Here is a 24,284-nt window from a genome sequence, read left to right as displayed (position 1 = left end):
CCTTTTTGTACGTACTTACTAAAAGTAAGTTTAGGTGGTAGCGTAATAAAACACAAGACCAACACTGAGGAGTTCACCATGATTGCTATCACTGGCGCAACAGGCCAACTGGGCCAACACGTTATTGAAAACCTGCTAAAAACGACGCCCGCCAGTCACCTCATCGCGATCGTCCGTAACCCGAAAAAAGCCGCCCCGCTCAGTCAGCGCGGGATTGCCGTTCGCCAGGCGGATTACGCTAACGAAGCCGCGCTGACCACCGCCTTACAGGGCGTTGATAAACTGCTGCTTATATCATCCAGCGAAGTGGGACAACGCACCGCGCAGCACCGCAACGTTATTCAGGCCGCCATTGCCGCGAAGGTGAAATTCATCGCCTATACCAGCCTGCTACATGCGGATAAATCGCCGCTGGCGCTCGCCGATGAACATATTGAAACGGAAAAGATGCTGGCTGAGTCAGGTATTCCTCACACGCTATTACGTAACGGCTGGTATACGGAAAACTACCTGGCGAGCGTCCCTGCCGCGCTGAAGCATGGCGTCTTTATTGGCGCGGCGGGAGAAGGGAAAATCGCCTCCGCAATGCGCGCTGACTATGCCGCCGCCGCCGCGCGCGTCATCCATGAAGAGGGTCACGCCGGGAATGTTTACGAACTGGCGGGTGATGACGCCTGGACATTAAGCCAGTTGGCGGATGAACTTACTCATCAGAGCGGAAAAAAAATCGTCTACCAGAACCTGAGCGAAGTCGATTTTGCCGCCGCGCTGAAAGGCGCAGGCCTGCCTGACGGACTGGCGGATATGTTGGCCAATTCTGACGCTGGCGCGGCGAAAGGCGGCCTGTTTGATGACAGCCATACGCTGCGTAAACTCATCGGTCGCCCGACGACGACGCTCACAGAAAGCCTTCGCTCCGTACTGTAAGTGTTAAAATTTAGTTAATTTATGTGGCATCCTCATAGACCTTCTCTGATAATGACGGAACGGTTTATGAGGAGAATCTGATGATTAGCGGCGTGCTATACGCCCTGCTGGCAGGGCTAATGTGGGGATTGATTTTCGTCGGCCCGTTAATCGTGCCGGATTACCCGGCCCTCTTACAGTCAATGGGACGCTATCTGGCGCTGGGGCTGATTGCCCTGCCGATTGCCTGGCTAGGCCGCACGCGGTTACGCCAGTTGACGCGCAAAGACTGGTCCACCGCCCTGTCGCTGACCCTGATGGGCAATGTAATCTATTACGCCTGCCTCGCCAGCGCCATTCAGCGAACCGGCGCGCCGGTGTCGACGATGATCATCGGGACATTGCCAGTCGTCATTCCGCTTTTCGCTAACGTTCTCTATAGCCAACGAGACGGCAGATTATCCTGGCGGCGTTTAGCGCCCGCGCTGGCGCTTATCGGTTTTGGCCTGCTGTGCGTCAATATTGCTGAACTTAGCCAGGGATTGTCCGATGTTAGCGGCTGGCGCTATGGTTCAGGCATTGTGCTGGCGCTGATTTCCGTAGCGTGCTGGGCATGGTATGCGCTGCGCAACGCCCGCTGGCTGCGGGAAAATCCCGACAAACATCCCATGATGTGGGCAACGGCGCAGGCGCTGGTTACGCTGCCGGTCTCGTTAATCGGCTATGCGGCGGTCTGTCTGTGGCTGAGTATCCAGAAACCGCTGTTTACCCTGCCCTTTGGCCCGCATCCCGCGCTGTTTATCGGTCTGATGATCGCCATCGCGGTGCTGTGTTCCTGGGTGGGCGCGCTGTGCTGGAATATCGCCAGCCAAAAATTGCCAACCGTTATTTTAGGGCCGCTGATTGTTTTTGAGACGCTGGCGGGACTGCTCTATACCTTCATTCTGCGCCAGGAAATCCCGCCATTCCTGACGTTAAGCGGCATTGCGCTCCTGGTGGCGGGCGTGGTCATTGCCGTGAGAGCGAAACCGGAAAAAGCGACCGTCGTTCCGGTCACGGAACGCTAATTTCATACTCGCTTAAATTATACGCACCCCGAAAGAGTTATAGCCTCGCCTTAAAGATGCATTTAAAATACAACTTATATTATTGCAAATGAGGTAACGGCTATGGCTTATCGCGATCAACCTTTAGGCGAACTGGCGCTCTCTATTCCCCGCGCATCGGCGCTGTTTCGCCAGTACGATATGGATTACTGCTGCGGTGGAAAACAGACGCTGGCGCGCGCCGCCGCGCGTCACGACGTCGATATTGACATCATTGAAGCGCAACTGGCGCAATTGGCTGAACAGCCCATCGAAAAAGACTGGCGCGCCGTTCCGCTGGCGGACATTATTGACCATATCGTTGTGCGCTATCATGACCGACATCGCGAACAACTGCCGGAGCTTATCCTGCAGGCAACCAAAGTGGAACGCGTCCACGCGGATAAGCCAAACGTCCCACGCGGCCTGACAAAATATCTCACCGCGCTGCATGAAGAGCTTTCCAGCCATATGATGAAAGAAGAACAGATCCTGTTCCCCATGATCAAACAGGGTATGGGTCGCCAGGCAACGGGCCCGATAAGCGTAATGGAAAGCGAGCATGACGAGGCGGGAGAGCTGGTAGACGTCATCAAACACGTCACCCAAAATGTAACGCCGCCGCCAGAAGCCTGCACCACCTGGAAAGCGATGTATAACGGCATTAATGAGATGATTGATGATCTGATGGAGCACATCAGCCTGGAGAATAACGTGCTGTTCCCACGCGCGCTGGCCGGGGAATAATCGCCAGCCGGGCATTTTGCCGGATGGCGGCTGTAAACTGCGCCTTATCCGGCCTACAAATCAACGCTACGCTGTAAGCCCGGTAAGCGCCAGCGCCACCGGGCAAAACAATTAACGCATTCCCGCCATCCGTTTCTTACCTATCAACAGCCAGCCCAGACCCAGCGCGATAAACCACAGCGGCGTCACGATCAGCGCCTGGCGCGTATCGTCTTCCAGCGTCAGTAATACCAGCACGAATGCAAAGAACGCCATGCAGACCCAGCACATCAGCTTACCGAGCGGCATCTTATAGATGGATTTTTCATGCAGGTGGGGACGCTTTTTGCGGTACACCAGGTATGAACACAGAATGATGGTCCAGACAAACATAAACAGGATAGCCGAAACCGTAGTGATCATGGTGAATGCGCCAATCACGCTCGGGTTGACCATCAGCATAACCACGCCGCCCAGCAGGCAGATACAGGAGAAGGTCAGGCCTTTCGCCGGTACCGCGCGTTTCGATAGCTTAGCGAACGCTTTTGGCGCCACGCCTTCTTGCGCCAGGCCAAACAGCATACGGCTGGTCGAGAAGACGCCGCTGTTGGCGGAAGACGCCGCCGAGGTCAGCACAACAAAGTTGATCACGCTCGCGGCGGCAGGCAGACCCACCAGTACAAACAGCTCAACAAACGGGCTCTTATCCGGCACCACGGAACTCCACGGCGTCACCGACATAATGACAATCAGCGCAAAGACGTAGAACATGATGATACGGATCGGTATTGAGTTAATCGCGCGCGGCAGCGATTTTTCCGGATCTTTAGTTTCTGCGGCGGTAGTACCGACCAGCTCAATGCCCACGAAGGCGAATACCGCAATCTGGAAACCGGCAAAGAACCCGCTAATACCTTTCGGGAACCAGCCGCCGTCATTCCACAGATGCGCGAAAGACGCTTCAACGCCGGTCGGCGATTTAAAGTGCATCGCAATCATCACCAGCCCGACCACAATCAACGCCACGATGGCGACGATTTTGACCATAGCAAACCAAAATTCCATTTCACCAAACATTTTAACGGTGGCGAGGTTGAGGCTTAGCAGCAGGATCACTACCGCCAGCGAGGCGACCCAATCGGAAAGGCCGGGAAACCAGAACTGCGCGTAGGCGGTAATCGCCACCACGTCAGCCATACCGGTCACTACCCAGCAAAACCAGTACGTCCAGCCGGTGAAATATCCCGCCCAGGGGCCAAGCAGGTCGGAAGCAAAATCGCTAAACGATTTATATTCCAGATTCGAGAGCAGCAATTCCCCCATGGCGCGCATCACGAAAAAAAGCATAAAACCGATGATCATATACACAAAAATGATCGACGGTCCGGCGAGACTGATCGTTTTACCCGATCCCATAAACAGACCGGTACCAATAGCGCCGCCAATAGCGATAAGCTGTATATGACGGTTTGTAAGATTGCGCCGTAGCGACTGTTCAGCCGGAGCCTGTTCGTCGGCTGCGACTTTTACCTGATCTACCATGTTTTTCTTCCTGTACCTGTCTGTGTTGTGCGGGCTCTACGGCCTTTGGTCTATGATACGACGATCCTGTTATCAGGACTCATCGATATTAGGTAAGAATCGGCGGGATGAATACTCAGATTCAAATACAATGTTAATTTTATGTTTAAAATGAGTGTTATATCACTTTGATAATGCGAATTAGCTCACAAAAATACACGTAACGACGCCATTTGCAAAATAAAATATTGGCATCTGCTGAAGTCAGGATTGCCGGATAAGGCGTTTACGCCGTCATCCGGCAAACCCGGGGCGCTTAGAGAATTTCCAGCAGTTCCACCTCAAACACCAGGGTGCTGAATGGCGGAATAGAGGCCCCGGCCCCACGCTCGCCATAGGCCAGCTCCTGTGGGATAGTCAGTTCCCATTTGGAACCTACCGGCATCAGAGTCAGCGCTTCAATCCAGCCGGCGATCACGCCATTTACCGGGAATTCAGCCGGCTCGCCGCGCGCGACGGAGCTGTCAAATACGGTGCCATCAATAAGCTTACCGGTGTAATGCACGCGTACGCGGTCGGTACGCGCCGGAATCGCGCCTTCGCCCTGCGTCAGAACGCGGAACTGTAAACCAGATTCAGTACTGTTCACACCGTCTTTTTCGCGGTTTTCTTCCAGGTATTTCACGCCTTCGGCCGCCATCGCTTTGAAACGCTCACGACGCACCGCGTCCGCACGCTCATGAATTTCACGCAGCGCACGATGCACCACATCAACAGGAACCGCCGGGTGTTTACCTTCCAGCGCATCAGCAATGCCTGCAACCAGCGCTTCAGGCAACAGCCCTTCAAGACCGGATTCGCTGAGCTGCTGCCCTACCTGCAAACCAATGCCGTAGCTCGCTTGCGCTTCAATAGTGTCAAAAGTCGGGGTGGCCATTATTTTTCCTTCATCGGATATCAAAAAAGTAGCGGGCAGCATAACAGCCACGCTTCTTCTGGTAAAACTTTGTCTCAGGGAGGATGACAAATCGCAGGGAAAAAGAAACAATAGATTATCCGTATTGATGTCACGAAAGCGGATAGCACTACCAGTATCATAGCGTTAGCCATCTATACTCTATGATTAAGGAACGAGATGCGGAGCAGGAGGTAAACCATGCCCGGGCGCTTTGAATTAAAACCAACCCTGGCGAAAATCTGGCACGCGCCGGATAATTTTCGCATCATGGAGCCGCTGCCGCCTATGCATCGTCGTGGCATTATCATTGCCGCTATCGTGCTGGTGATCGGGTTCCTGCTGCCCGCCAGCGAGACCAGCGACTCGCCTGTCGTCACGCGGGAAGCGCAATTGGATCTGCAATCGCAATCACAGCCGCCGACGGAGGCCCAGCTTCAGGCGCAACTGGTCGCGCCGCAAAACGATCCGGATCAGGTGGCGCCCGTTGCGCCGGAACCTATCCAGGAAGGCCAGCCGGAAGAACAAAACCAGCCGCAGACGCAGCCTTTCCAGCAGGATAGCGGCATCGGTCAACAATGGCGCTCGTACCGGGTAGAGCCTGGTAAAACTCTGGCGCAACTGTTCCGTGACCACGGACTGCCCCCGACAGACGTTTATGCAATGGCGCAGGTAGAAGGCGCTGGCAAGCCGCTGAGTAATCTCAAAAATGGTCAAATGATTAAAATTCGCCAGAATGCCAGCGGGGTGGTGACAGGTTTAACGATAGATGGCGATAACGGTCAACAGGTGCTGTTTACGCGTCAGCCTGACGGCAGTTTTATTCGCGCACAGTAACGCCGGCTGCGCCTTACCCCGCCTATACCCTATTCGTTCAGGTGAAGCATTACCGCTTCACCTTATTCACCCACCAAATCCCCGAACACACCAGCACCAGCGCAATCATGTATTTCCACTCCAATATATTCTCGCCGAGAAAAATAGCCGAAAGAGCCGCGCCAGAAACCGGGATCAGAAAGTTAAACGGCGCAATCATCCCCACGCGGTTATATTTGAGTAAAATGCTCCATAGCGCAAAAGCGACCGACGAGAGCAGCGTCAGGTAGACTAAAATCGCCACCGACGAGAAGCCATGTATCGTCAGCGTACCGCCAAAAACGTAACCGCCAATGACCAGTACCAGACCGCCAATCCCCAATTGATAGCCAGTCATGACCATCGGATCGACCGTCTGCGAGAGACGTTTGCCATACAATGTGGCCGCAGAAAGAATAAACGCAGCCAGCACCACGGAGCCTTCTCCCGGCAGATTAAAGCTGAAATCCAGGCCGTTGCTGACGTTCACCACCATGACGCCCGCAAAGCCCAGAATACAGCCGAGCGTTTTGTTGTAGCTCAATCGGTCGTTCTGATAAATAAAGTGCGCCAGCAATACGCTGAAGAATGTGCCTGTCGCGTTCATGATTGAGCCTTTCACGCCGGAGGTGAACGCAAGGCCGATATAGAAAAAGAGATATTGCAGCGACGTCTGGGTCAGACCCAGTAACGTTAACTGAGCAAACTGGCGCGGACGAAACCGACCAATCGGTTTACGCTGAAGCAGCGCGAACAGTAGCAGCAACCCACCCGCAAATAAAAAACGATAACCAGCAAAAACAATTTTAGAAGGGATATCATCGGTGGCTATCTGAAAGAGGTCATAACCGCTTTTGATGGCTGGATAAGCGCTGCCCCATAGCAGGCAACAAAATGCGGCACACACATAAACGACGTTTTTGCGGGCAAACGGGGAGGCCTGGCGTTGGGTATCCATTCTTTCACCAAGAAATTAAAATAATGTTTTATTTTTGATTATCGCGAAAAGAGGGGGAGATAGCCAGTCGAAAAGCGATGGGGTTAAAAAAGCAAAACGCCGGCGCTGGGCCGACGTTTCGTTGCTAGCAAAAACGAGAATGACTGATTACTCAGCAACCACGTTGATGATAACTTTTGCGAATACTTCGCTGTGAACCTGGAAGTTCACTTCGTGTTCGCCAGTGGTACGCAGAACGCCGTTCGGCAGACGAACTTCGCTCTTAGCCACGTCAACGCCAGCCGCAGTCACAGCGTCAGCGATGTCGCGAGTACCGATGGAACCGAACAGTTTACCTTCGTCGCCTGCTTTAGACGCGATAGTAACGGTTTCCAGGGCGTTGATTTTCTCTGCGCGTGCATTTGCAGCAGCCAGAACGTCAGCCAGTTTAGCTTCCAGTTCAGCGCGACGTGCTTCGAAGTATTCAACGTTTTTCTTGGTAGCCGGAACAGCTTTACCCTGTGGTACCAGGAAGTTACGAGCATAGCCCGCTTTAACGTTAACCTGATCACCCAGGCTACCCAGGTTTGCTACTTTATCAAGCAGAATAACTTGCATTACCTTATCCTCTCAAAGTCGTATTAATGGACCGTGACCGATTACTGATGGCGATCAGTGTACGGCAGCAGAGACAGGTAGCGAGCGCGTTTGATAGCGCGAGCCAGCTGACGCTGGTATTTTGCACGGGTACCGGTGATACGGCTTGGGACAATCTTACCGCTTTCGGTGATGTAGTTTTTCAGCGTAGCGATATCTTTATAGTCGATCTCTTGAACGCCTTCCGCGGTGAAACGGCAGAACTTGCGACGACGGAAATAACGTGCCATATGGCTAGTCTCCAGAATCTATCAATTCAATCTGCTCGGCATGCAGAACCATTTTGCTCAGACCGTTCTTTGCCTTGTGGCAAGAAATAAACCCCTGAACGGTTATGCGGCTGCCGACCGTTATACTGTGAGTAATGGCCTGGTTTTCGTGTCCGCTAACAATAACGGGCATTTGGCACCACGCCTGCCGGTGAAAGCCGGCTTCCTCTTGCACAGAACGATGCTCAAGCACGAACTGGCAATGCGGAATTCCTGATGGACTGACCTTTCGAAGGGGGGCCCTGCACACGGTGCCGGACAACGCCAGACGGTTGGTCATCAGAAATTACTCTTCAGAATCCCCAGCTTCAGCATCATCTGCGGTTTCGTTAGCGAAATCATCGCGACGCTCACGGCGCTCGTCTTTCGCTTTAACCATCGGAGAAGCTTCGGTAACAGCGTGCTTAGTACGCATAACCATGCTGCGGATAACGGCATCGTTGAAGCGGAAGGTAGTTTCCAGCTCATCGATCACTTCCTGCGGCGCTTCAACGTTCATCAGAACGTAGTGCGCTTTGTGCAGTTTGTTGATCGGGTAAGCCAGCTGACGGCGGCCCCAGTCTTCCAGACGGTGGATCTTGCCTTCTGCGCCAGTGATGGCAGCAGAGTAACGCTCGATCATGCCCGGAACCTGTTCGCTCTGGTCAGGATGGACCATAAAAACGATTTCGTAATGACGCATCGAATTGCTCCTTACGGATTATTCAGCCTCCTGTCTGGGTCAGCCGCGGCCCATGGAGGCAAGGAACGTGTTAAAGGTCGGCTGAAAAATGACGCGTTATAATACTGACACGCCCGGCGAAACTCAAGGCAATAGTTCGATTATTTATGTGCCTGCCGATCAGTTCTGAAATGTAAAAGATTAAGGATGAGATACCGACCTGTTAACCACCATAACAGCTAGCGAGTTGACGATTTATCAGGCATCAGCGGGAAATGCGGTAATTTTTTGAACAACTGCATCAGAAATGGTCGCTATCGCTCCTGCTGGTAGCGATTAAAATAACATCAGAGGTTCACAAAAAAGGAGGCAGGGCCGGGTCAGCAACCGCCGCCGAGGAGGTCACTATGTTCTTCCGTATTTTCCCCCTTCTGGCTGGATTTTTGCTCAGCGTAAATACAATGGCAGCCATTGAAATTGATAATCGTCAGGCCAGAAATATGGACGATATACAGAGCTTAGGCGTGATTTACATAAACCATAATTTCGCGACTGAAAGCGAGGCCCGCCAGGCGCTGAAAGAAGAAACTGATGCGCGAGGCGCAATGTACTACCACCCGATTTTGTTACGGGAGCCCGGTAGTAACGGCAACATGCATGCCAGCGCGAAGATTTATCGCTAGTATCAGGAAAATGCCATAGTTTTGCCCCCTGGTCAGGGGGCATTTTTTTTCGCTTATCGGGTTGTTAATGGCACTTCGGCATCCGGCTCATGCGTTATGCGGTTTCGCAGATCGCGGCGCATTAACTCAATCACCCAAAACCAAAATACATGTCCCAGAATTTCAGAAGCGTACTCGTCAAAAGGAAGTTGTGTAAGCGGAGGCGTTAAGTTCAGCGCCGGGCAGAATATGCCATGCACGACGACCGTAACAATCAGCCCCGCCAGTATCCCCTGCCATAATTTAACTTTCGGGAAAATTTCCGCGACGACGCAGTAACCTATTGCGAATACCAGCGAAAAGATAATATGAGTTACCATCACAGGGTTAATAACATGCTCAGAAAAGGTATAAACCGTTTGTGTTGGGTCAATGCCTAAATAATCCCGCAAAAAAATATACGGTGGATTAAACTCATCGCGCCCGCCGGAAAACGTTCGCGGCGGTAAAGGAACTTCCGCGCCCCATTTTACAAATGCTGAAATAATACCCGCTGCAAAACCAATTAACGCAGCTACTCCATACCGACGCCGCTGTGGGTCAGTTTTAACAAACAATCCGTTGATAGACACAATAGTATGATTCTATAGAGTGTTATGAAAGAAGCTCCGGAATCTGACCAATTACATCCCTGAGGGATAGGATCCCGGAGCGTTGTTTTACTTCTGCCCGTAATACGCATTCGGGCCATGCTTACGCATGAAGTGTTTATTCATCAGATAATCGTCGATGGGATTCAGCGCCGGGTTAATGCCGCGCGCAATCCACGCCATTTTTGCCACTTCCTCCATGACGACCGCGTTATGTACCGCATCGTGCGCATCTTTCCCCCAGGCGAACGGCCCGTGTTGATACACCACAATGCCTGGCGTATGCAGCGGTTCCACCTCGCCCAGCGTTTCGATGATCACCTTACCGGTGTTCAGCTCGTACTCGCCCTGCACTTCTTCTTCGCTTAACGCCCTGGTACAAGGAATATCGCCAAAGAAATAGTCCGCGTGCGTGGTACCGAGCGCCGGAATAGCCATCCCCGCCTGCGCCCATGCCGTGGCGTGGGTGGAGTGGGTATGAACGACGCCGCCAAGCGACGGATAGCGTTGATACAGCGCCAGATGGGTAGCGGTATCGGAAGAAGGACGATAACGTCCCTCCACCACTTTGCCATCCATATCCACCACCACCATGTCATCTACCTTCATGGTTTCATAGGCGACACCGCTTGGCTTAATCACCACCAGCCCGCGTTCGCGATCGATAGCGCTGACGTTGCCCCAGGTAAACGTCACCAGTCCATAACGGGGCAAATCCATGTTAGCGTCAAATACCTGCTGCTTGAGCTTTTGCATTAGGCTGCCTCCACCAGACCGGCGCTGGCCATGCGCGCTTTCACCCAGTCACGCGCTTTCGCTACCTCTGCCGCCGGGTTCTCTGCTGTTTCACTCCACATCTCAATCAGATAGGGCCCGCAATAGCCACTCTGTTTGAGCGTTTCGAAGCAGCGTTCGAAATCGACAACGCCTTCGCCAAACGGCACATTTTTGAACACGCCGGGTTTAGTATCTTTGACGTGTACCGCGACGATATGCCCGATTCCCGCCTGTAGCTCCATCTGTACGTCGTTATCCCAGGCAGACAGATTGCCGATATCCGGATAGAGCTGGAACCACGGGTTATTGAGGTAGTGAGCATAGCCCAGCGCTTTACTGATGGAATTCATCAATGGGTAGTCCATGATCTCCATCGCCAGCGTCACCTGGGCGCGGCTGGCCATATCAACGCTCTCTTTTAACCCATCGCGGAAGCGGCAACGCGTTTCGTCGTTGGCCTGCTGATAGTAAACGTCGTACCCCGCCAGTTGAATGACGCGAATCCCGACGTCCTGCGCAAACTGAATCGCTTTACGCATAATCTCCAGCCCCTGCGCCCGTACCGCGTCATCTTCGCTACCGAGCGGAAAACGACGATGCGCGCTCAGACACATGGACGGCACGCGCACGCTGGTTTCAGCAACCGCGCTCACCAGCGCCAGGCGCTGCTCGCGACTCCAGTCGAGCCGCGCCAGTCGGGCGTCGGTCTCGTCCACCGACATTTCAACAAAGTCAAAACCCAGCGTTTTCGCCAGCCGCAGGCGCTCCAGCCAGCACTCCCCGGCAGGGAGCGCTTTTTCATAGATGCCGAGCGGAATTTGTTTCGACAGCATAGCCGCTCCTTAGCCCCACAGTTGGGCAATGGAGCGTTTGAACTGCCGTGCGGCTTCTACCGGCGATTCGGCATCGCGAATGCTGCGCCCCGCGATAAAGACATGGATCGGAATGCCTTTGAACAGCGGCAGGTCTTCCAGCGCCAGTCCGCCGGTCACGGTCACTTTAAAGCCCATATCGGAGAGTCGCTTAATCGCGGTAATATCCGCCTCGCCCCACGCCACGCCTGCGGCCTGCGCATCGCGGCTGCGGTGATAAACCACTTGCTGAATGCCCGCATCGCGCCACTGCTGCGCCTGTTCCCAGGTCCAGTAACCGGTCAGTTCGATCTGCACGTCGCCGTTGAACTCTTTCGCCACATCCAGCGCGCCTTTCGCGGTGTTGATGTCGGCGCAGCAAATGACCGTCACCCAGTCCGCGTTGGCTTCGAAACACATACGGGAGAGGATTTTACCGGCATCGGCAATTTTGGCGTCCGCCAGCACGATTTTGTGCGGATAGAGCGCTTTCAGGTCGCGAACCGCACGCACGCCTTCGCCCACGCACAGAATGGTGCCCACTTCGATAATGTCGACTTCTTCGGCAATCAGGCGAGTGGTTTCATAGGCGCTATCCATAGTCTGGTTGTCCAGCGCGACCTGCAACATTGGTAATGACATTTTCAATTCCTTCTTAAGCTGCCGCGTTGGTGCGGTCAATGAGATCCAGGACTTCCTGCGCGGTGCGGCAGGCGCGTAAACGGTCAAAATTAGCTTCGTCTTCAAACAGGTTGACGATCTGCATGATGCCCACTTCCTGGTGGGTATTGGCGTCTACCGCCGCCATGGTGATCAGAATATCGACCGGGTCGTTATCTTCGTGGTTGAACTCCAGCGGCTTTTTCAGGGTCACCAGAGAAAAACCGGTTTTCTTCACCCCTTCTTCCGGGCGGCCATGCGGCATCGCCAGGCCGGGGGCAATCACAAAATAGGGGCCAAACTGCTCAACGCCATCCAGAATCGCCTGGTAATAGCGCGGCTCTACCACGTCGGCAGCCACCAGTAAATCGACGCCGATCTTGACGGCTTCCTGCCAGGTATTCGCTTCAGCCTGCAGGCGGATAGAATTATTCTCCGCCAGTGAATCACGTAATTTCATGTTGCATCCTTACTTCACGTCTTGCGGGAAATGTTCTTTGATCACTTCCAGCAGTTTCGGGCCAAAATCCGCAGGCGACAGCATGTTGCGCACGCCAACCACATATTTGTTGCCGGTCACGCTGATTTCGCCTGCAATATGGGTAGAAGCGATGATGATATCCGCGCCGCTCAACTCGCTTTTGTACTCGCCAACCGCGCAGCTGTTTACCGTGTGGTCAATGTTTGATTGGGTTAAAAACTGGTCCACTTTCATTTTCATGATCATGGAACTGCCCTGCCCGTTGCCACATACAGCCAGAATACGTACGGTCATAATCAAAACTCCTTATTAAGCAGACTGTTCTGCCAGTTGTTTTTCTGCATCTTCTTCTGCGCGCAGTGCGCGGCCAGCGAAGAACATATAAGCCAGTGCAATTACAATGATGACGGCCATAAAGGCGATACCGAGGGAGAAGAAGCCCTGCATCATCGGCGGTGCCAGAATCGACCAGTCCGCCATACCCATCCAGGCGCTCATCCCCGTGAGTTTCACCGCCCAGACGCAACCAAAGATTTCGATCATCCCCATCACCAGACAAATCTTCAGCGCCGCACGCCAGCCGCCGAAGTGGTTAGCGAACACGCCGATAGTGGCGTTAGAGAAGAACATCGGGATAAAGCCAGGAATAATCAGGATCGAGGAGCCGCAGGCAACCAGGATGCCAACCGCAATCAGCTGGCCGATGGTGCCCCACATAAAGCCCCAGACCACCGCGTTAGGCGCGAAGCTATAAATAGCGGCGCAGTCAATCGCCAGTACTGCGCCCGGAATCAGACGCTGGGAGATACCGTTAAAGGCCTCAGAGAGTTCGGCGACAAACATACGCACGCCCTGAGTGATGATGAAGATCGCCACCGCAAAGGAGAAACCGGTTTGCAGGATATAGATTGTCCAGTGGGTTTTGCCCGCCATCGCCTGCACGGTGTCGATACCGAAGGAGAGCAGAATGGCACCAAAGAAGATGGTCATTACAATCGCCGTGGAGACGATGTTGTCATGGAAAATGTTCAGCCAGCCCGGCAGTTTGAGGTCTTCAACGCTTTCCTCTTTTTTGCCCAGGAACGGCGCGACTTTATAGGCAATCCAGGAAGCAAACTGCTGCTGGTGACCGATGGAGAAACCGCAGCCGTCCGTCACTTCCTGAGTCGGCTTGTACATCATGTTGGAGGTGATACCCCAGTACAGGGAAACCAGTATCGCCGTGCAGATAATGGTGGTCCACATGGAATAGCCGAAGATATAGAAAGAGACCGCAATCAGCCCCGCCTGCTGGAACATGATGTGCCCGGTCAACATGATGGTGCGAATACCGGTAATGCGTCGCAACAAGACGTAACAAATATTCAGCGCCAGCGCGAGCAACACCGCGTAGCCTACCCAGCTATACGCATCACCCATCCGTTCGATCGTTGCCATCATCGAAGCATAGGTATCGGAAATCGCGCCGTTGATGCCGTAGACCTCAGACATTTTCGCCACCACCGGTTTAAAGGTGCTGGTCAGAATGCCGGACCCGGCCTGTAGCAGCATGAAGCCAATGATGGTTTTGATCGTCCCTTTGATGATCACGCTGACGCTTTTGCGCAGCAGGATATAGCCCAGGCAGGTCACAATACCCAGTAATAGCGGGGCATTGGTCATTACCTGATTAAAGAAAATGGTAAAGATGTTGTAGAGGATCTCCATAACGATCTCCGGTAGACGAGGTTGCTGAGTCACAGGCGCTCAGGATAATGTCCCTTCACTGTAATTTTCAAAAGTAATCACAACAAGATTGAATTTGATTAAATGTGACGTAGCGCGCAAATAATTAGCGCACTTAATACATGGTTTACTTATAGGTAACTCATTTTTTCATTAAATAAGCAAAATCATAAAGATGGCTACATCCCCATGAGGCCAGGCAAGATTAAATTTTCTCCTGACTGCGTTATCCCCTACCCAAAAGTCAAAAAATAGCCCATTGCCTTCTTGAGAAAATAGTGTCAGGATTAATCAAAACAAATCACGTTTTGAACCATTTTGAACAAACATGAAGGTAAATGCGATGAGTAAAGTACAAAGCATCACGCGTGAATCATGGATTCTGAGCACGTTTCCGGAGTGGGGAAGCTGGCTGAACGAAGAGATTGAGCAAGAGCAGGTCGCGCCGGGTACGTTCGCTATGTGGTGGCTGGGCTGTACCGGTATCTGGCTAAAATCTGAAGGCGGCACTAACGTATGCGTCGATTTCTGGTGCGGTACCGGTAAACAGAGCCACGGTAATCCGTTGATGAAAACCGGCCATCAGATGCAGCGTATGGCTGGCGTCAAAAAATTACAGCCTAACCTGCGCACCACGCCGTTTGTTCTCGATCCTTTCGCTATCCGTCAGATTGACGCCGTACTGGCGACCCACGACCATAACGATCACATTGACGTCAATGTCGCGGCTGCCGTAATGCAGAATTGCGCCGATGATGTTCCGTTTATCGGCCCGCAGACCTGCGTGGATTTATGGGTTGGCTGGGGCGTGCCGAAAGAACGCTGCATCGTGGTAAAACCGGGCGATGTCGTGAAAGTGAAAGATATTGAAATTCATGCGCTTGATGCCTTTGACCGCACCGCATTAATCACCCTGCCCGCCGATCAGAAAGCCGCTGGCGTACTGCCGGACGGCATGGATGTACGCGCGGTTAACTATCTGTTTAAAACGCCGGGCGGCAATCTCTATCACAGCGGCGATTCTCACTATTCCAACTACTACGCGAAACACGGCAACGAACATCAAATTGATGTCGCGCTCGGTTCTTACGGTGAAAACCCGCGCGGTATTACGGACAAAATGACCAGCGCGGATATTTTACGCATGGCGGAATCGCTGAATACCAAAGTGGTGATCCCGTTCCATCACGATATCTGGTCGAACTTCCAGGCCGATCCGCAAGAGATCCGCGTGCTATGGGAAATGAAGAAAGATCGCCTGAAGTATGGTTTTAAACCGTTTATCTGGCAGGTTGGCGGCAAGTTTACCTGGCCGCTGGATAAAGACAATTTCGAATACCACTATCCGCGTGGGTTTGACGATTGCTTTACCATTGAACCCGATCTACCGTTCAAATCCTTCCTGTGAGTCGATATCATGCCGGGATTACCCGGCATTTTTTCCATTTACTTTAGTATTTCCAGGCTATTTCAAATATCATCTTTTCAAATCAATTTGTATCGGAATAGCTCATGACTGAAGCACAAAGACATCAAATACTGCTGGATATGCTGGCACAGTTGGGCTTTGTTACCGTCGAAAACGTGATTGAGCGTCTGGGGATCTCCCCGGCGACAGCGCGCCGCGACATCAACAAGCTCGACGAAAGCGGGAAACTTAAAAAAGTGCGCAACGGCGCAGAGGCCATTACCCAACAGCGGCCCCGCTGGACGCCGATGAATCTGCACCAGGCGCAAAATCACGATGAAAAAGTACGCATCGCGAAAGCGGCGTCGCAGCTGGTAAACCCGGGTGAAAGCGTAGTGATTAACTGCGGCTCCACCGCTTTCCTGCTGGGGCGCGAAATGTGCGGGAAGCCGGTACAGATCATTACCAACTATCTGCCGCTGGCGAATTATCTGATCGATCAAGAGCATGACAGCGTGATTATCATGGGTGGTCAGTATAATAAAAGCCAGTCGATTACCCTGAGCCCGCAGGGAAGTGAAAACAGTCTCTATGCGGGCCACTGGATGTTTACCAGCGGAAAGGGCTTAACCGCGGATGGCCTGTACAAGACCGATATGCTAACCGCCATGGCGGAACAAAAAATGCTCAGCGTCGTCGGGAAACTGGTCGCGCTGGTCGATAGCAGTAAAATTGGCGAGCGCGCGGGGATGCTGTTCAGCCGCGCCGATCAGATCGCTATGCTGATTACCGGCAAAAATGCCAATCCGCAGGTTTTGCAACAGCTTGAAGCCCAGGGTGTAAGCATACTCCGCGTTTAAAGATGCTGTCGGAAAAACGCTACCGTCGCCGACAACGCTTCTGGCGTAATGCGATGCCGCACGCCTGCGGCCCATAAACAGGTCACATGCTTATCCAGCTTCGCCCCGGCGAGTGCCTGCTGGAGCCGGAAGGTTTCGATAGCAGGCACCACGTCATCCTCCTGACCATGCCACAACAGAAGCGGCCTGTCGGCCAGTCGCTCTAACTGGTGTGTGACTTCCCATTCACGTAGCGGCGCGATGATATTGTCGAATTCCGCCTGCTGCGCCGGGTTCTGCGGGGATAACGGCGGGAAAAGCGTCCGGGCGAGCCCGGTAAAATAGCCCGACCCCATTAAACTGGCCCCGCATTTTACCTCTCGGTGACGCGTCATAATGCCCAGCGCCGTCATACCGCCCATGGATGCGCCGCCCACCGCCAACCGCCCGTCAAGTAGCCAGTTTTCCGCCTGAATCGCCGCACGTAACGTCGTAAATTCCTGCATGTTTTGGTGCAGAATCTGCCAGAATCGGTGTATTCGTCCCTGTGAGTCGCCGCCGAAGCGAGCGCCATGCTCCGGCGCATCCGGCATGACTACCCGGAATCCTGCCTGTGCCAGGGCAACGGCAAAATAACTATAAACCAGGCTGGAGGAGGTGAAGCCATGATAGAACACCACACAGGGAAGCGGCACGGCGCGTTTCCCTTCCGGGAAGGCATGTAGTACGACGCCTCCGGCTAATTGTCGTGTTTCAATCGCTATCATTATTCTCTCCTTTTTATCCGGTATGCCACGGAGAAATACTTAACGCAAGTTTATGGATAGCGCAATAATTCATAATGTTTGAGAACTGGGTTACGCTTTCGCAACGTTTTCATTCGAAAATCGCGTGACAGGTAACACTTCGGGAACATTCCCCCTAAAGGGAAATCAATAAGGCATTACACTATGATTATCAGGAAACGAGATAGAGTTATGCGTCGGTTTGCTTCATTGATAGCAGCGCTGTTATTAAGCGCGTGTAGCGTGCTGCAGGGTACGCCGCAACCTGCGCCGCCTGTCGCCGATCACCCGCAGGAAATCCGTCGCGATCAAACGCAAGGACTACAGCGGATGGGGACCGTAAGCGCGCTGGTTCGGGGCTCCCCGGATGATGCAATAGATGAAATCAGAGCGAAAGCCGTCGCTGCGAAAGCCGATTATTACGTTATCTTAATGGTTGATGAAACGGTTGTAACCGGCCAGTGGTATTCACAAGCCATTTTGTATCGTCAATAACAGTAGATTGATTTTTAGTCAGTTTTACATTGCTTTGCGTCCCTATGCGTTTACCTGTGCACAATAAACAAACAGGTTTACCGTGATGGAGCGTCCTGTTAAATGCGGGGTATGTAATAAGGAGCTGACGATGAAACAAGAACTTGCCTTATCCTCACTGCTGCTTTCTGCCGGACTGGTGAGTACGACGGCACAGTCTGCCGAATTCGCCAGTGCTGACTGCGTAACGGGTCTGAATGAAATCGGCCTGATCTCGGTCAGTAATGTTGCAGGAAACCCACAGGATGTGGAGCGGATTATCGCCCTGAAAGCCGATGAACAGGGTGCGTCCTGGTACAGAATTATTCAAATGTATGAAGAACAACAGTCGGATAACTGGCGCGTACAGGCGATACTCTATGCCTGATGCCGCGTGGCTCGCGCCGGATGGCATGTACTACAGGTCAAACGTTACCGCAGTCCCCCGGTCGCCCTTAACAGTAAATCATTTTGCACCTGGGCAGGCAGCGGCATTTCGCCGCGTGTATCCAGCATCATCTGACACCACGCTTGCGCCAGCGGCGGCGAGGCATGACGCAGCATTTCCGCTCCGCACCCCAGCAGGAAAAGCTGCTGCGTAATCTCTCTGCCCATTGCTTCGTCCGGTTTGCGTAAACGTTGCTGTAGCTGGCGTACCGCGCGGTCGTAATGGCGATCCTGACCTTTGACTTCCGCAAAAGCTTCACTCAATACGTCATAGACGCCGTGTTGTTTTGTCAGCACCCGAAGTACATCCAGACACATGATATTGCCGGAACCTTCCCAGATACTGTTCACCGGCATTTCACGGTACAGGCGCGGGAGTTCGCTCTCTTCGCAATACCCCATCCCGCCGAGAACCTCCATCGCCTCAGCCACAAAAGGGATTCCCTGCTTACAGATGGCGAATTTCGCCGCTGGCGTGAATAATCGCGCCCATAATGCCTCTTTCGCCTCGCGACGTTGCTCCCAGGCGCGCGCCAGCCGAAACAAAAGCGCCGTCTGCCCCTCCAGGCATAGCGCCATACGACTTAAGGTTTGTCGCATCAACGGTTGTTCGATCAGCGGCTTACCAAAAGCCTGACGCTGATGAGCATGGTAAATCGCGACTGAAAATGCGCGCCGCATTAAGCCATGACTCCCGAGCGCGCAATCAAGACGCGTCATACCGCCCATCTTTAAGATATGCCGAATCCCTTCGCCCTCTTCTCCCAGCCGCCAGCCGACGGCATCCTGAAACTCGACTTCGGCGCTGGCATTAGATCGATTACCGAGTTTATCTTTCAGGCGTTCAAGACGAACAGAGTTCCGTTGCCCGTCTGGCAGGAAACGCGGCACAAAGAAACAGGATAGTCCTCCTTTTGCCTGCGCCAGCACGAGGTGCGCATCACTTTGCGGCACAGAGAAAAACCATTTATGTCCCACCAGCCGATATGAATCATCCGCCAGCCGCTCCGCGTGGGTCGTATTACTGAGTACGTCCGATCCGCCCTGCTTTTCCGTCATTCCCATGCCGATGAGCAGGCCCCGTTTTTGCCCGCCCGGCAGCAAATGCGAATCGTAGCGATCGCTGCGCAGCGGCGCCAGCCAGTCATGGAAAGTGGCGGGAAGCATCTGCAATAGCAACGGTGTCGCGGCAAAGGTCATCGTGACAGGACAGAGTGTTCCCGCTTCTACCTGAGCATGTAATACAAAACGCGCCGCCCGGGCGACAAAACTTCCCGCCCTTGCCTCTTCCTCCCAGGCCAGGTTATGTACCCGATTAGCGCAAAGCCCCTGCATCAACAGGTGCCAGGCGGGATGAAAGCGAACGTCATCCAGGCGCTGTCCCTGGGGATCGTAACGCAGCAACTCAGGAGGATGCGCATTCGCCAGACGCCCCAGTTCCAGTGATTCTGCCGTTCCCAGTTGTTGGCCAATGCTGGCGAGAAGATCGCTATCCCATCCCGCGCCTTCCCGGGAAACCGCTTCACACAGCGCGCCATCAGACAGGAATAAGTTACTGTTATTGAGCGGAGCTGGTTGATTAAAAACGGTATGTGTTTGCCAGGACATGGTGTCTCCCTCCTTCAATGGCGCTGAAGTCAAGTATGGTCATGACTGCGCCATTGACGCCGGAGCAAGATCACAAAAGTATGATTAACCGGCAATATAATGTGGGACGAAACGGGAAGTGTCTTTGGTAATTAGCGTATTGTCCTCGCGAATCCCCATCCCGGAGGCTTCATCGTCAATGATCCAACTGCCAATCAGCGTATAGCTATCGCCAAAGCGCGGCAAAGGCTGAAACGCCTGGTAAATCATCGGCTCGTCAGCGTAGTCGCCGTCGGCATGATCGATAACATTTTGCCGCTCGTCGAAAATCGTGACGTTGCCGCCTTCACGTGAATAAATCGGCTTCCGCACGCTGCTTTCACCTGGCGCTGCGAGCGATTTTTCGCCCTCAAACCAGGCCGGCAGCAGATTCGGATGGCCAGGGAAAAAGCGCCACAATAACGGCAACAGCCCTTTGTTACTCAGAATACTTTTCCACAATGGCTCAATCCATTGCTCACGCCGTTTTCGCAACAGCGGGCCGTTGTCGTCGCGCATCATCCATTCCAGCGGGTAGAGCTTAAAGGCGCGGCGAATCACGTTATCGTCCAGATCGGTCAGCACGCCGCCTACGCCAAGCCCCAGTTCTTCAATATAGATAAATCGCGTTTCCTGGCCCGCCTGCTGCGCGCAATCCTGAAGGTACAGCACCGTCGTGCGATCTTCGTCGGTATCTTCACAACAGCAAAAGTAGAGCGGTTCCCGACTGTACAGCTCGCTGAAGCGGGCGATCAGCCGCTCCTGTATCGCGTTGTATTGATCGGCATCACGCGGGATGGCGCCGCTACGACGGGCATCCTCCAGCCATAGCCATTGAAAGTAGGAGGACTCATAGAGCGACGTCGGCGTATCCGCATTGTATTCCAGCAATTTAACCGGATCTTTGCCGCACCAGACGAAATCCATCCGCCCGTAAAGCGAAGGATCGCGGCTGCGCCAACTTTCGGCGATGACATCCCAGTACAATGGCGGGATCGCCAGCTGCTGCATGATCTGCTCATCCCGGACGGCCCGCTCGACAATCTCCAGACACATCTGATGAAGCTCTGCGGTCGGTTTTTCGATCTGTTCTTCAATTTGCCGTAATGTAAAACGGTAGGCCCGGCTTTCATCCCAGTAAATTTCGTTATCGATAACATGAAAGTCAAAACCGTGATCGCAGGCGATCTTATCCAGATCCCGGCGTATCGGTACGTTATGTCGTAGCATGGTTAGCCTCCCCAGTGCCCGCGGGCGCTGGAAGAACGGCCATAGCCGCCGCGGGAGACGGTGGACGCTTTCCGTGTGATATAACCAGGGCTGGTCGCGGTATCGCTTTTCCCTGTGCCGCTGCGCCACGCATAGTCGCCGGATGTGGTGCGCCAGACGGGACGGGAGACGTAGGATGAACCGCCGCTGCTATAGATATATTGTTCGTCACGGTTCTGGCGAATCGCGCGGCTGAGTAAAAAGCCGCTTAATACCGGAACCCAGCTCCGCTCGGTGATATCAAAGTAGCAATCGCCAAACTGCGACTGACAGCGCTCCTGCGTCAATTGCTTAGGCACATTAGCGTAAAATTCTGTTTTCGCATTATTCCAGCCGTCAGCGCAAACGCTGGCGCTATTGCCATCGTCAATACAGTCGTTCACCGTGGCGTAAAACGTCCCATCGCCGTCGTTGTCACTATTGCTGCCGTCACCGTACCCTTTCAGGAGAAAAAAGGCCGCTCCACCCATAATCGCCAGCGTCAGGTATTTTGGCGTGTAGCGATTTCGTTGCCGCTCAAAGGGATTGACCGGTTCGGCTATCCGTCTTATTGCCGAATGGCCTACGCCGGATGTGCTTCTGGATTTTCGTTTTTTTGCCATGATCTTCCGTTACCATGTCATACAGGCAGCGTTAAAAATACCGCCAGCCAGCGCTGCGGTTCCCATAAATAGCCCCGCCGCCACGTTGTGATTAATAATTTTTTCGCTCAGCGTAGGCATGTATAACCTTACGCAACCATAAATCAGCAGCTGAATAACCAGCGCAATGCCGCCCCAGGCAAAATAGTCCGGGATGCTGACCGAGTTTATCGCCGCGCTGGATAAGGGGATGACATAGCCCAGCAACGTACCGCTAAAGGCCAGCGATGCCGCAGTATTGTTATTTTTTATCAACTGCCATTCATTATGCGGCGTTATCTTTGAGTAAATAAAAAGAAATACAATGACCATTGCCGCGCCAATAAAAAAATAGGCGCAGAAAGCCAGTAATGCGTCCAGTATATGCATAATTTCCCTGTATGTGCTTAACCAATAACCGTCAGTGAAGTGAGCGGGATATCCACGCCGAGGGCGCGTGAAAACACCCATTCAGGCTCACCGCGCTCGTTAAATGATTCTTCCCCGTTCAATAGAAGATACTCCCAGGCGTCATCCGTCACCTGGCGCTGGAAGCCCATCGTAAAATTGTGAACGTCCCATTTCTCTGCCTGCTGATTTTCAACCTTTTCCAGCATGTAAACAGGTTCAATATTGCCCGGCTCTTCATGGTTAAAAAAACGCTGCCAGCGCCGTTCTTGCCAGTTGAGCGTCATCAGCCCTATTGCCGCTGGCGCAATGGCTGAACGCCAGTGACGTTCCTCGTTAATACCGAAACTTTCCTCATATACAAAAAGTTTGATGTCATCAATGTCGTCAACATCCGTGCCGCCAGTGGTGTTAATTTGTAGAAACTCATCGCCAGAGGTGTAGTAGCGAAAAATCTGACTGCCGCCGCCTAAATCTATGCGACTCGCTGCCGCGACAGTGTATTTTTCACCCGGTAGCGCCACCAGCAACGACGACTCCAGTAGCCGGAATGCCAGCGTATCCAGCGTGAAACCGGCGTTAAGATGTAATCCTAATGGTCCGCGAATCGGCGCTGGCGCGCTTGTTTTACCGAGCAAACGCTGAAAAAATTGCATCATAGGGGAACCTCTATCTCTTGCCATGCGACCTCTTCAGCCAGAATGCGATTGTCGTTGGGCATAATGCCATTTGAGATCGCGCATTCATGTGCCGTCTCGTATGAAAGCGACGAAGCTCAGCACGGTAGCGCGCTTTCGCGCTACCGATAACAAAGCAGATACTGCCCGATAAACAGGCCCAGCAAAGCGGGCCAGGTCAGTCTGGACAAATGACGCTGGCAGGTTTTGACCATCCACGTAAAGAGCATTATTCGCCTTGTTGACGCTGTAAACGCGCCAACACATCCTGAGCATTGCTTTTATTGGTTGCGCCAATGCCGGCCTGCGCCAGTTTTTCATCCAGGTCGCGTCCATCGGCGACTTTTTCCAGCTGCGCGGCGGCATCCAGCCGGGCCTGGCGTTCAGCCTGACGCGTTTGTAAACGTTTAAGCGACTCCGCCGCCGTAGACACATTCGACGCGGCTCCGACGGTCGAGGTCGTCACCGCCTGCTGCGCGCGCTGCATGGCTTCTGTCGCCTTAACCACTTCAAGTTGCTGCTCAAACTGCGCAATCCGCTGGCCTGTCGCCGTTACGGCCTTCTCCACCGCATCGCGAGAGGCTTCCAGATTAGTCAGCACCTGTTCTTCGGCAAGAATGGCATTTTCCAGACGGGCTATTTCTTCCGCCACTTCGTTGAGTAAAGCGGCGTCGACATTCTTACTCATTGCCGCCAACGCCCGCGTTTCAAGGCTGGCTTTACGCTCACGTAAATCATTCAGCTTGTCATGGCTTAGCTTCACCCGCGCCAATAAATCCACTCTGGATTTACCCGCTTTATCCAGCTCGGCTTTTGCGTCGCGAATATGCTGCTCCAGCATACGTACACCCTGCGCTTCATCAATGGCCTCTTCTGCCTGAGCAACGAATGATTTACCTAACGTGAACAAACTTTTTAAAATTCCCATGTAAGCCGCCTGTATTATTCCTGTGAATAGACTTGTGTTATTTCAGCGATATCCAACGCATTTTCTACAAGCGTGGTGATTTCCAGCGTCACGTCGGCAAGCGACGAATTTAACGACAGCGCGCCAAAAGCGACATAATATTCCTCCTGTTTTACCTGGGTAATACCGACCGAAGACAGCGGTAACACCTTCTGATTTCTCAGTAAGAAAAGATTAAATTCCGCGGTATCTCTAATCGTATTTACCGGACAGATATAAGGGTGATGCTGCCAACTTACTGATTTAGTGTATGATGGTGTTTTTGAGGTGCTCCAGTGGCTTCTGTTTCTATCAGCTGTCCCTCCTGTTCAGCTACTGACGGGGTGGTGCGTAACGGCAAAAGCACC

Annotated in this window: 31 protein-coding genes and 2 pseudogenes; 10 read left to right on the top strand and 23 right to left on the bottom strand. The window is 53.1% G+C overall.

The genetic code is table 11. From position 1 onward, the window contains the following. Positions 1-78: 78 nt before the first annotated feature. The 3 genes from ACH0WD_RS17910 to ytfE all read left to right on the top strand — a co-directional run bounded on the left by ACH0WD_RS17910 (position 79) and on the right by ytfE (position 2,738). Positions 79-927 (top strand): SDR family oxidoreductase, encoded by an 849-nt coding sequence (locus ACH0WD_RS17910; RefSeq protein ID WP_000560609.1) that lies wholly within the window; start codon positions 79-81, stop codon positions 925-927. Positions 928-1,007: 80 nt separating this feature from the next. After that, a complete protein-coding gene (locus ACH0WD_RS17905; protein ID WP_000623290.1) occupies positions 1,008-1,973 on the top strand; it encodes a DMT family transporter in 966 nt (321 codons plus the stop codon). A 102-nt stretch (positions 1,974-2,075) separates the two neighbouring features. Beyond that, positions 2,076-2,738 carry an iron-sulfur cluster repair protein YtfE gene (ytfE, locus tag ACH0WD_RS17900; RefSeq protein WP_000331471.1) on the top strand — a complete coding sequence of 221 codons (663 nt, stop codon included), beginning with the start codon at positions 2,076-2,078 and terminating at the stop codon, positions 2,736-2,738. Between the two features lie 111 nt (positions 2,739-2,849). Here the strand turns inward: ytfE and cycA are convergent, their stop codons facing one another. Beyond that, positions 2,850-4,259 carry a D-serine/D-alanine/glycine transporter gene (cycA, locus tag ACH0WD_RS17895; protein ID WP_000228322.1) on the bottom strand — a complete coding sequence of 470 codons (1,410 nt, stop codon included), beginning with the start codon at positions 4,257-4,259 and terminating at the stop codon, positions 2,850-2,852. Positions 4,260-4,554: 295 nt separating this feature from the next. Beyond that, positions 4,555-5,175: an FKBP-type peptidyl-prolyl cis-trans isomerase gene (fklB, locus tag ACH0WD_RS17890; protein WP_000235161.1), complete on the bottom strand. Its 621-nt coding sequence runs from the start codon at positions 5,173-5,175 to the stop codon at positions 4,555-4,557. Positions 5,176-5,394: 219 nt separating this feature from the next. Between fklB and ACH0WD_RS17885 the strand changes: the two genes are divergently transcribed. After that, entirely contained in the window at positions 5,395-6,030 is a 636-nt protein-coding gene (locus ACH0WD_RS17885) for an OapA family protein (protein WP_001119446.1), read from the top strand. A 49-nt stretch (positions 6,031-6,079) separates the two neighbouring features. On the opposite strand, the gene ACH0WD_RS17880 is transcribed toward ACH0WD_RS17885, so the two are convergent. The 5 genes from ACH0WD_RS17880 to rpsF all read right to left on the bottom strand — a co-directional run bounded on the left by ACH0WD_RS17880 (position 6,080) and on the right by rpsF (position 8,593). After that, positions 6,080-7,006, bottom strand: coding sequence for a DMT family transporter (locus ACH0WD_RS17880; protein WP_000381075.1), 927 nt, complete (start codon positions 7,004-7,006; stop codon positions 6,080-6,082). Between the two features lie 147 nt (positions 7,007-7,153). After that, positions 7,154-7,603: a 50S ribosomal protein L9 gene (gene rplI / locus ACH0WD_RS17875; RefSeq protein WP_001196065.1), complete on the bottom strand. Its 450-nt coding sequence runs from the start codon at positions 7,601-7,603 to the stop codon at positions 7,154-7,156. A gap of 41 nt (positions 7,604-7,644) precedes the next feature. Continuing rightward, positions 7,645-7,872: a 30S ribosomal protein S18 gene (gene rpsR / locus ACH0WD_RS17870; protein ID WP_000135199.1), complete on the bottom strand. Its 228-nt coding sequence runs from the start codon at positions 7,870-7,872 to the stop codon at positions 7,645-7,647. A 4-nt stretch (positions 7,873-7,876) separates the two neighbouring features. Beyond that, positions 7,877-8,191, bottom strand: coding sequence for a primosomal replication protein N (priB, locus tag ACH0WD_RS17865; protein WP_001519453.1), 315 nt, complete (start codon positions 8,189-8,191; stop codon positions 7,877-7,879). A gap of 6 nt (positions 8,192-8,197) precedes the next feature. After that, on the bottom strand, positions 8,198-8,593 hold the full coding sequence (gene rpsF, locus ACH0WD_RS17860; RefSeq protein WP_001216673.1) for a 30S ribosomal protein S6: 396 nt from the start codon (positions 8,591-8,593) through the stop codon (positions 8,198-8,200). 386 nt (positions 8,594-8,979) lie between these two features. On the opposite strand from rpsF, the gene yjfY reads away from it, so the two are divergent. Further along, on the top strand, positions 8,980-9,255 hold the full coding sequence (gene yjfY, locus ACH0WD_RS17855) for a DUF1471 family protein YjfY (protein WP_000466075.1): 276 nt from the start codon (positions 8,980-8,982) through the stop codon (positions 9,253-9,255). Between the two features lie 53 nt (positions 9,256-9,308). Here yjfY and ACH0WD_RS17850 read toward each other — a convergent pair whose 3' ends face one another. The 7 genes from ACH0WD_RS17850 to ulaA all read right to left on the bottom strand — a co-directional run bounded on the left by ACH0WD_RS17850 (position 9,309) and on the right by ulaA (position 14,360). Further along, positions 9,309-9,866 (bottom strand): DUF1440 domain-containing protein, encoded by a 558-nt coding sequence (locus tag ACH0WD_RS17850; RefSeq protein ID WP_000026294.1) that lies wholly within the window; start codon positions 9,864-9,866, stop codon positions 9,309-9,311. A gap of 87 nt (positions 9,867-9,953) precedes the next feature. Next, on the bottom strand, positions 9,954-10,640 hold the full coding sequence (locus tag ACH0WD_RS17845; protein ID WP_001170770.1) for an L-ribulose-5-phosphate 4-epimerase: 687 nt from the start codon (positions 10,638-10,640) through the stop codon (positions 9,954-9,956). Further along, positions 10,640-11,494, bottom strand: coding sequence for an L-ribulose-5-phosphate 3-epimerase UlaE (gene ulaE, locus ACH0WD_RS17840; protein ID WP_000949534.1), 855 nt, complete (start codon positions 11,492-11,494; stop codon positions 10,640-10,642). Before ulaE ends, ACH0WD_RS17845 begins: the two co-directional genes overlap by 1 nt. Positions 11,495-11,503: 9 nt before the next feature. After that, entirely contained in the window at positions 11,504-12,154 is a 651-nt protein-coding gene (gene ulaD, locus ACH0WD_RS17835; protein WP_000056761.1) for a 3-keto-L-gulonate-6-phosphate decarboxylase UlaD, read from the bottom strand. 13 nt (positions 12,155-12,167) lie between these two features. Continuing rightward, positions 12,168-12,632: a PTS ascorbate transporter subunit IIA gene (gene ulaC / locus ACH0WD_RS17830; protein WP_000776531.1), complete on the bottom strand. Its 465-nt coding sequence runs from the start codon at positions 12,630-12,632 to the stop codon at positions 12,168-12,170. 9 nt (positions 12,633-12,641) lie between these two features. Then, positions 12,642-12,947 carry a PTS ascorbate transporter subunit IIB gene (ulaB, locus tag ACH0WD_RS17825; RefSeq protein WP_000218358.1) on the bottom strand — a complete coding sequence of 102 codons (306 nt, stop codon included), beginning with the start codon at positions 12,945-12,947 and terminating at the stop codon, positions 12,642-12,644. A gap of 15 nt (positions 12,948-12,962) precedes the next feature. Continuing rightward, the gene (gene ulaA, locus ACH0WD_RS17820) at positions 12,963-14,360 is read right to left on the bottom strand and encodes a PTS ascorbate transporter subunit IIC (protein WP_000404873.1); all 1,398 of its coding nucleotides are present in this window, start codon (positions 14,358-14,360) and stop codon (positions 12,963-12,965) included. A 361-nt stretch (positions 14,361-14,721) separates the two neighbouring features. On the opposite strand from ulaA, the gene ulaG reads away from it, so the two are divergent. After that, entirely contained in the window at positions 14,722-15,786 is a 1,065-nt protein-coding gene (gene ulaG, locus ACH0WD_RS17815) for an L-ascorbate 6-phosphate lactonase (protein ID WP_000049161.1), read from the top strand. A gap of 104 nt (positions 15,787-15,890) precedes the next feature. Then, positions 15,891-16,646 (top strand): HTH-type transcriptional regulator UlaR, encoded by a 756-nt coding sequence (gene ulaR, locus ACH0WD_RS17810; protein WP_000133618.1) that lies wholly within the window; start codon positions 15,891-15,893, stop codon positions 16,644-16,646. On the opposite strand, the gene yjfP is transcribed toward ulaR, so the two are convergent. After that, entirely contained in the window at positions 16,643-17,392 is a 750-nt protein-coding gene (gene yjfP, locus ACH0WD_RS17805) for an esterase (protein ID WP_000560304.1), read from the bottom strand. The two genes, ulaR and yjfP, sit on opposite strands and share 4 nt — an antisense overlap. Positions 17,393-17,575: 183 nt before the next feature. Here yjfP and bsmA point away from each other — a divergent pair, with 183 nt between their 5' ends. Together bsmA and yjfN are read left to right on the top strand one after the other, a co-directional pair. Beyond that, positions 17,576-17,905: a biofilm peroxide resistance protein BsmA gene (gene bsmA / locus ACH0WD_RS17800; protein WP_000586836.1), complete on the top strand. Its 330-nt coding sequence runs from the start codon at positions 17,576-17,578 to the stop codon at positions 17,903-17,905. 130 nt (positions 17,906-18,035) lie between these two features. Continuing rightward, a complete protein-coding gene (gene yjfN / locus ACH0WD_RS17795) occupies positions 18,036-18,311 on the top strand; it encodes a DUF1471 family protease activator YjfN (RefSeq protein ID WP_001518964.1) in 276 nt (91 codons plus the stop codon). A 44-nt stretch (positions 18,312-18,355) separates the two neighbouring features. Here the strand turns inward: yjfN and ACH0WD_RS17790 are convergent, their stop codons facing one another. The 8 genes and pseudogenes from ACH0WD_RS17790 to ACH0WD_RS17755 form a co-directional block, all read right to left on the bottom strand. Further along, on the bottom strand, positions 18,356-19,978 hold the full coding sequence (locus tag ACH0WD_RS17790) for an isovaleryl-CoA dehydrogenase (RefSeq protein WP_000118964.1): 1,623 nt from the start codon (positions 19,976-19,978) through the stop codon (positions 18,356-18,358). An 84-nt stretch (positions 19,979-20,062) separates the two neighbouring features. Beyond that, positions 20,063-21,226, bottom strand: coding sequence for a glutathionylspermidine synthase family protein (locus ACH0WD_RS17785; RefSeq protein ID WP_000943930.1), 1,164 nt, complete (start codon positions 21,224-21,226; stop codon positions 20,063-20,065). Between the two features lie 2 nt (positions 21,227-21,228). Further along, positions 21,229-21,867, bottom strand: coding sequence for a DUF1190 domain-containing protein (locus ACH0WD_RS17780; protein ID WP_001085605.1), 639 nt, complete (start codon positions 21,865-21,867; stop codon positions 21,229-21,231). A 9-nt stretch (positions 21,868-21,876) separates the two neighbouring features. Then, a complete protein-coding gene (locus ACH0WD_RS17775; protein WP_000547738.1) occupies positions 21,877-22,275 on the bottom strand; it encodes a DUF350 domain-containing protein in 399 nt (132 codons plus the stop codon). 17 nt (positions 22,276-22,292) lie between these two features. Continuing rightward, positions 22,293-22,976 carry a YjfK family protein gene (locus ACH0WD_RS17770; RefSeq protein WP_000090287.1) on the bottom strand — a complete coding sequence of 228 codons (684 nt, stop codon included), beginning with the start codon at positions 22,974-22,976 and terminating at the stop codon, positions 22,293-22,295. A gap of 122 nt (positions 22,977-23,098) precedes the next feature. Next, positions 23,099-23,200, bottom strand: a pseudogene (locus ACH0WD_RS17765) (hypothetical protein); the annotation flags it as partial. After that, the gene (locus ACH0WD_RS17760; protein ID WP_000511981.1) at positions 23,200-23,898 is read right to left on the bottom strand and encodes a PspA/IM30 family protein; all 699 of its coding nucleotides are present in this window, start codon (positions 23,896-23,898) and stop codon (positions 23,200-23,202) included. The pseudogene ACH0WD_RS17765 and the gene ACH0WD_RS17760, both read right to left, overlap by 1 nt. Positions 23,899-23,912: 14 nt before the next feature. Then, positions 23,913-24,155 (bottom strand): annotated as a pseudogene (locus ACH0WD_RS17755) (DUF2170 family protein); the annotation flags it as partial. 57 nt (positions 24,156-24,212) lie between these two features. Between ACH0WD_RS17755 and ACH0WD_RS17750 the strand changes: the two are divergent. Then, on the top strand, positions 24,213-24,284 hold a 72-nt coding region (locus ACH0WD_RS17750), incomplete at its 3' end, for an IS1 family transposase (RefSeq protein ID WP_001568368.1).

Source organism: Salmonella sp. 2020_1395, from assembly GCF_043848115.1.
Taxonomy (GTDB): Bacteria; Pseudomonadota; Gammaproteobacteria; order Enterobacterales; family Enterobacteriaceae; genus Salmonella; species Salmonella enterica.
This window is presented reverse-complemented; position numbering and strand designations above follow the sequence as displayed.

Excerpts from the sequence above, each read along its gene's own strand:
- ACH0WD_RS17910 (WP_000560609.1), top strand. The coding sequence starts at position 79 with ATGATTGCTATCACTGGCGCAACAGGCCAACTGGGCCAACACGTTATT.
- ACH0WD_RS17905 (WP_000623290.1), top strand. The coding sequence starts at position 1,008 with ATGATTAGCGGCGTGCTATACGCCCTGCTGGCAGGGCTAATGTGGGGA.
- ytfE (WP_000331471.1), top strand. The coding sequence starts at position 2,076 with ATGGCTTATCGCGATCAACCTTTAGGCGAACTGGCGCTCTCTATTCCC.
- cycA (WP_000228322.1), bottom strand. The coding sequence starts at position 4,259 with ATGGTAGATCAGGTAAAAGTCGCAGCCGACGAACAGGCTCCGGCTGAA.
- fklB (WP_000235161.1), bottom strand. The coding sequence starts at position 5,175 with ATGGCCACCCCGACTTTTGACACTATTGAAGCGCAAGCGAGCTACGGC.
- ACH0WD_RS17885 (WP_001119446.1), top strand. The coding sequence starts at position 5,395 with ATGCCCGGGCGCTTTGAATTAAAACCAACCCTGGCGAAAATCTGGCAC.
- ACH0WD_RS17880 (WP_000381075.1), bottom strand. The coding sequence starts at position 7,006 with ATGGATACCCAACGCCAGGCCTCCCCGTTTGCCCGCAAAAACGTCGTT.
- rplI (WP_001196065.1), bottom strand. The coding sequence starts at position 7,603 with ATGCAAGTTATTCTGCTTGATAAAGTAGCAAACCTGGGTAGCCTGGGT.
- rpsR (WP_000135199.1), bottom strand. The coding sequence starts at position 7,872 with ATGGCACGTTATTTCCGTCGTCGCAAGTTCTGCCGTTTCACCGCGGAA.
- priB (WP_001519453.1), bottom strand. The coding sequence starts at position 8,191 with ATGACCAACCGTCTGGCGTTGTCCGGCACCGTGTGCAGGGCCCCCCTT.
- rpsF (WP_001216673.1), bottom strand. The coding sequence starts at position 8,593 with ATGCGTCATTACGAAATCGTTTTTATGGTCCATCCTGACCAGAGCGAA.
- yjfY (WP_000466075.1), top strand. The coding sequence starts at position 8,980 with ATGTTCTTCCGTATTTTCCCCCTTCTGGCTGGATTTTTGCTCAGCGTA.
- ACH0WD_RS17845 (WP_001170770.1), bottom strand. The coding sequence starts at position 10,640 with ATGCAAAAGCTCAAGCAGCAGGTATTTGACGCTAACATGGATTTGCCC.
- ulaE (WP_000949534.1), bottom strand. The coding sequence starts at position 11,494 with ATGCTGTCGAAACAAATTCCGCTCGGCATCTATGAAAAAGCGCTCCCT.
- ulaD (WP_000056761.1), bottom strand. The coding sequence starts at position 12,154 with ATGTCATTACCAATGTTGCAGGTCGCGCTGGACAACCAGACTATGGAT.
- ulaC (WP_000776531.1), bottom strand. The coding sequence starts at position 12,632 with ATGAAATTACGTGATTCACTGGCGGAGAATAATTCTATCCGCCTGCAG.
- ulaB (WP_000218358.1), bottom strand. The coding sequence starts at position 12,947 with ATGACCGTACGTATTCTGGCTGTATGTGGCAACGGGCAGGGCAGTTCC.
- ulaA (WP_000404873.1), bottom strand. The coding sequence starts at position 14,360 with ATGGAGATCCTCTACAACATCTTTACCATTTTCTTTAATCAGGTAATG.
- ulaG (WP_000049161.1), top strand. The coding sequence starts at position 14,722 with ATGAGTAAAGTACAAAGCATCACGCGTGAATCATGGATTCTGAGCACG.
- ulaR (WP_000133618.1), top strand. The coding sequence starts at position 15,891 with ATGACTGAAGCACAAAGACATCAAATACTGCTGGATATGCTGGCACAG.
- yjfP (WP_000560304.1), bottom strand. The coding sequence starts at position 17,392 with ATGATAGCGATTGAAACACGACAATTAGCCGGAGGCGTCGTACTACAT.
- bsmA (WP_000586836.1), top strand. The coding sequence starts at position 17,576 with ATGATTATCAGGAAACGAGATAGAGTTATGCGTCGGTTTGCTTCATTG.
- yjfN (WP_001518964.1), top strand. The coding sequence starts at position 18,036 with ATGAAACAAGAACTTGCCTTATCCTCACTGCTGCTTTCTGCCGGACTG.
- ACH0WD_RS17790 (WP_000118964.1), bottom strand. The coding sequence starts at position 19,978 with ATGTCCTGGCAAACACATACCGTTTTTAATCAACCAGCTCCGCTCAAT.
- ACH0WD_RS17785 (WP_000943930.1), bottom strand. The coding sequence starts at position 21,226 with ATGCTACGACATAACGTACCGATACGCCGGGATCTGGATAAGATCGCC.
- ACH0WD_RS17780 (WP_001085605.1), bottom strand. The coding sequence starts at position 21,867 with ATGGCAAAAAAACGAAAATCCAGAAGCACATCCGGCGTAGGCCATTCG.
- ACH0WD_RS17775 (WP_000547738.1), bottom strand. The coding sequence starts at position 22,275 with ATGCATATACTGGACGCATTACTGGCTTTCTGCGCCTATTTTTTTATT.
- ACH0WD_RS17770 (WP_000090287.1), bottom strand. The coding sequence starts at position 22,976 with ATGGCAAGAGATAGAGGTTCCCCTATGATGCAATTTTTTCAGCGTTTG.
- ACH0WD_RS17760 (WP_000511981.1), bottom strand. The coding sequence starts at position 23,898 with ATGGGAATTTTAAAAAGTTTGTTCACGTTAGGTAAATCATTCGTTGCT.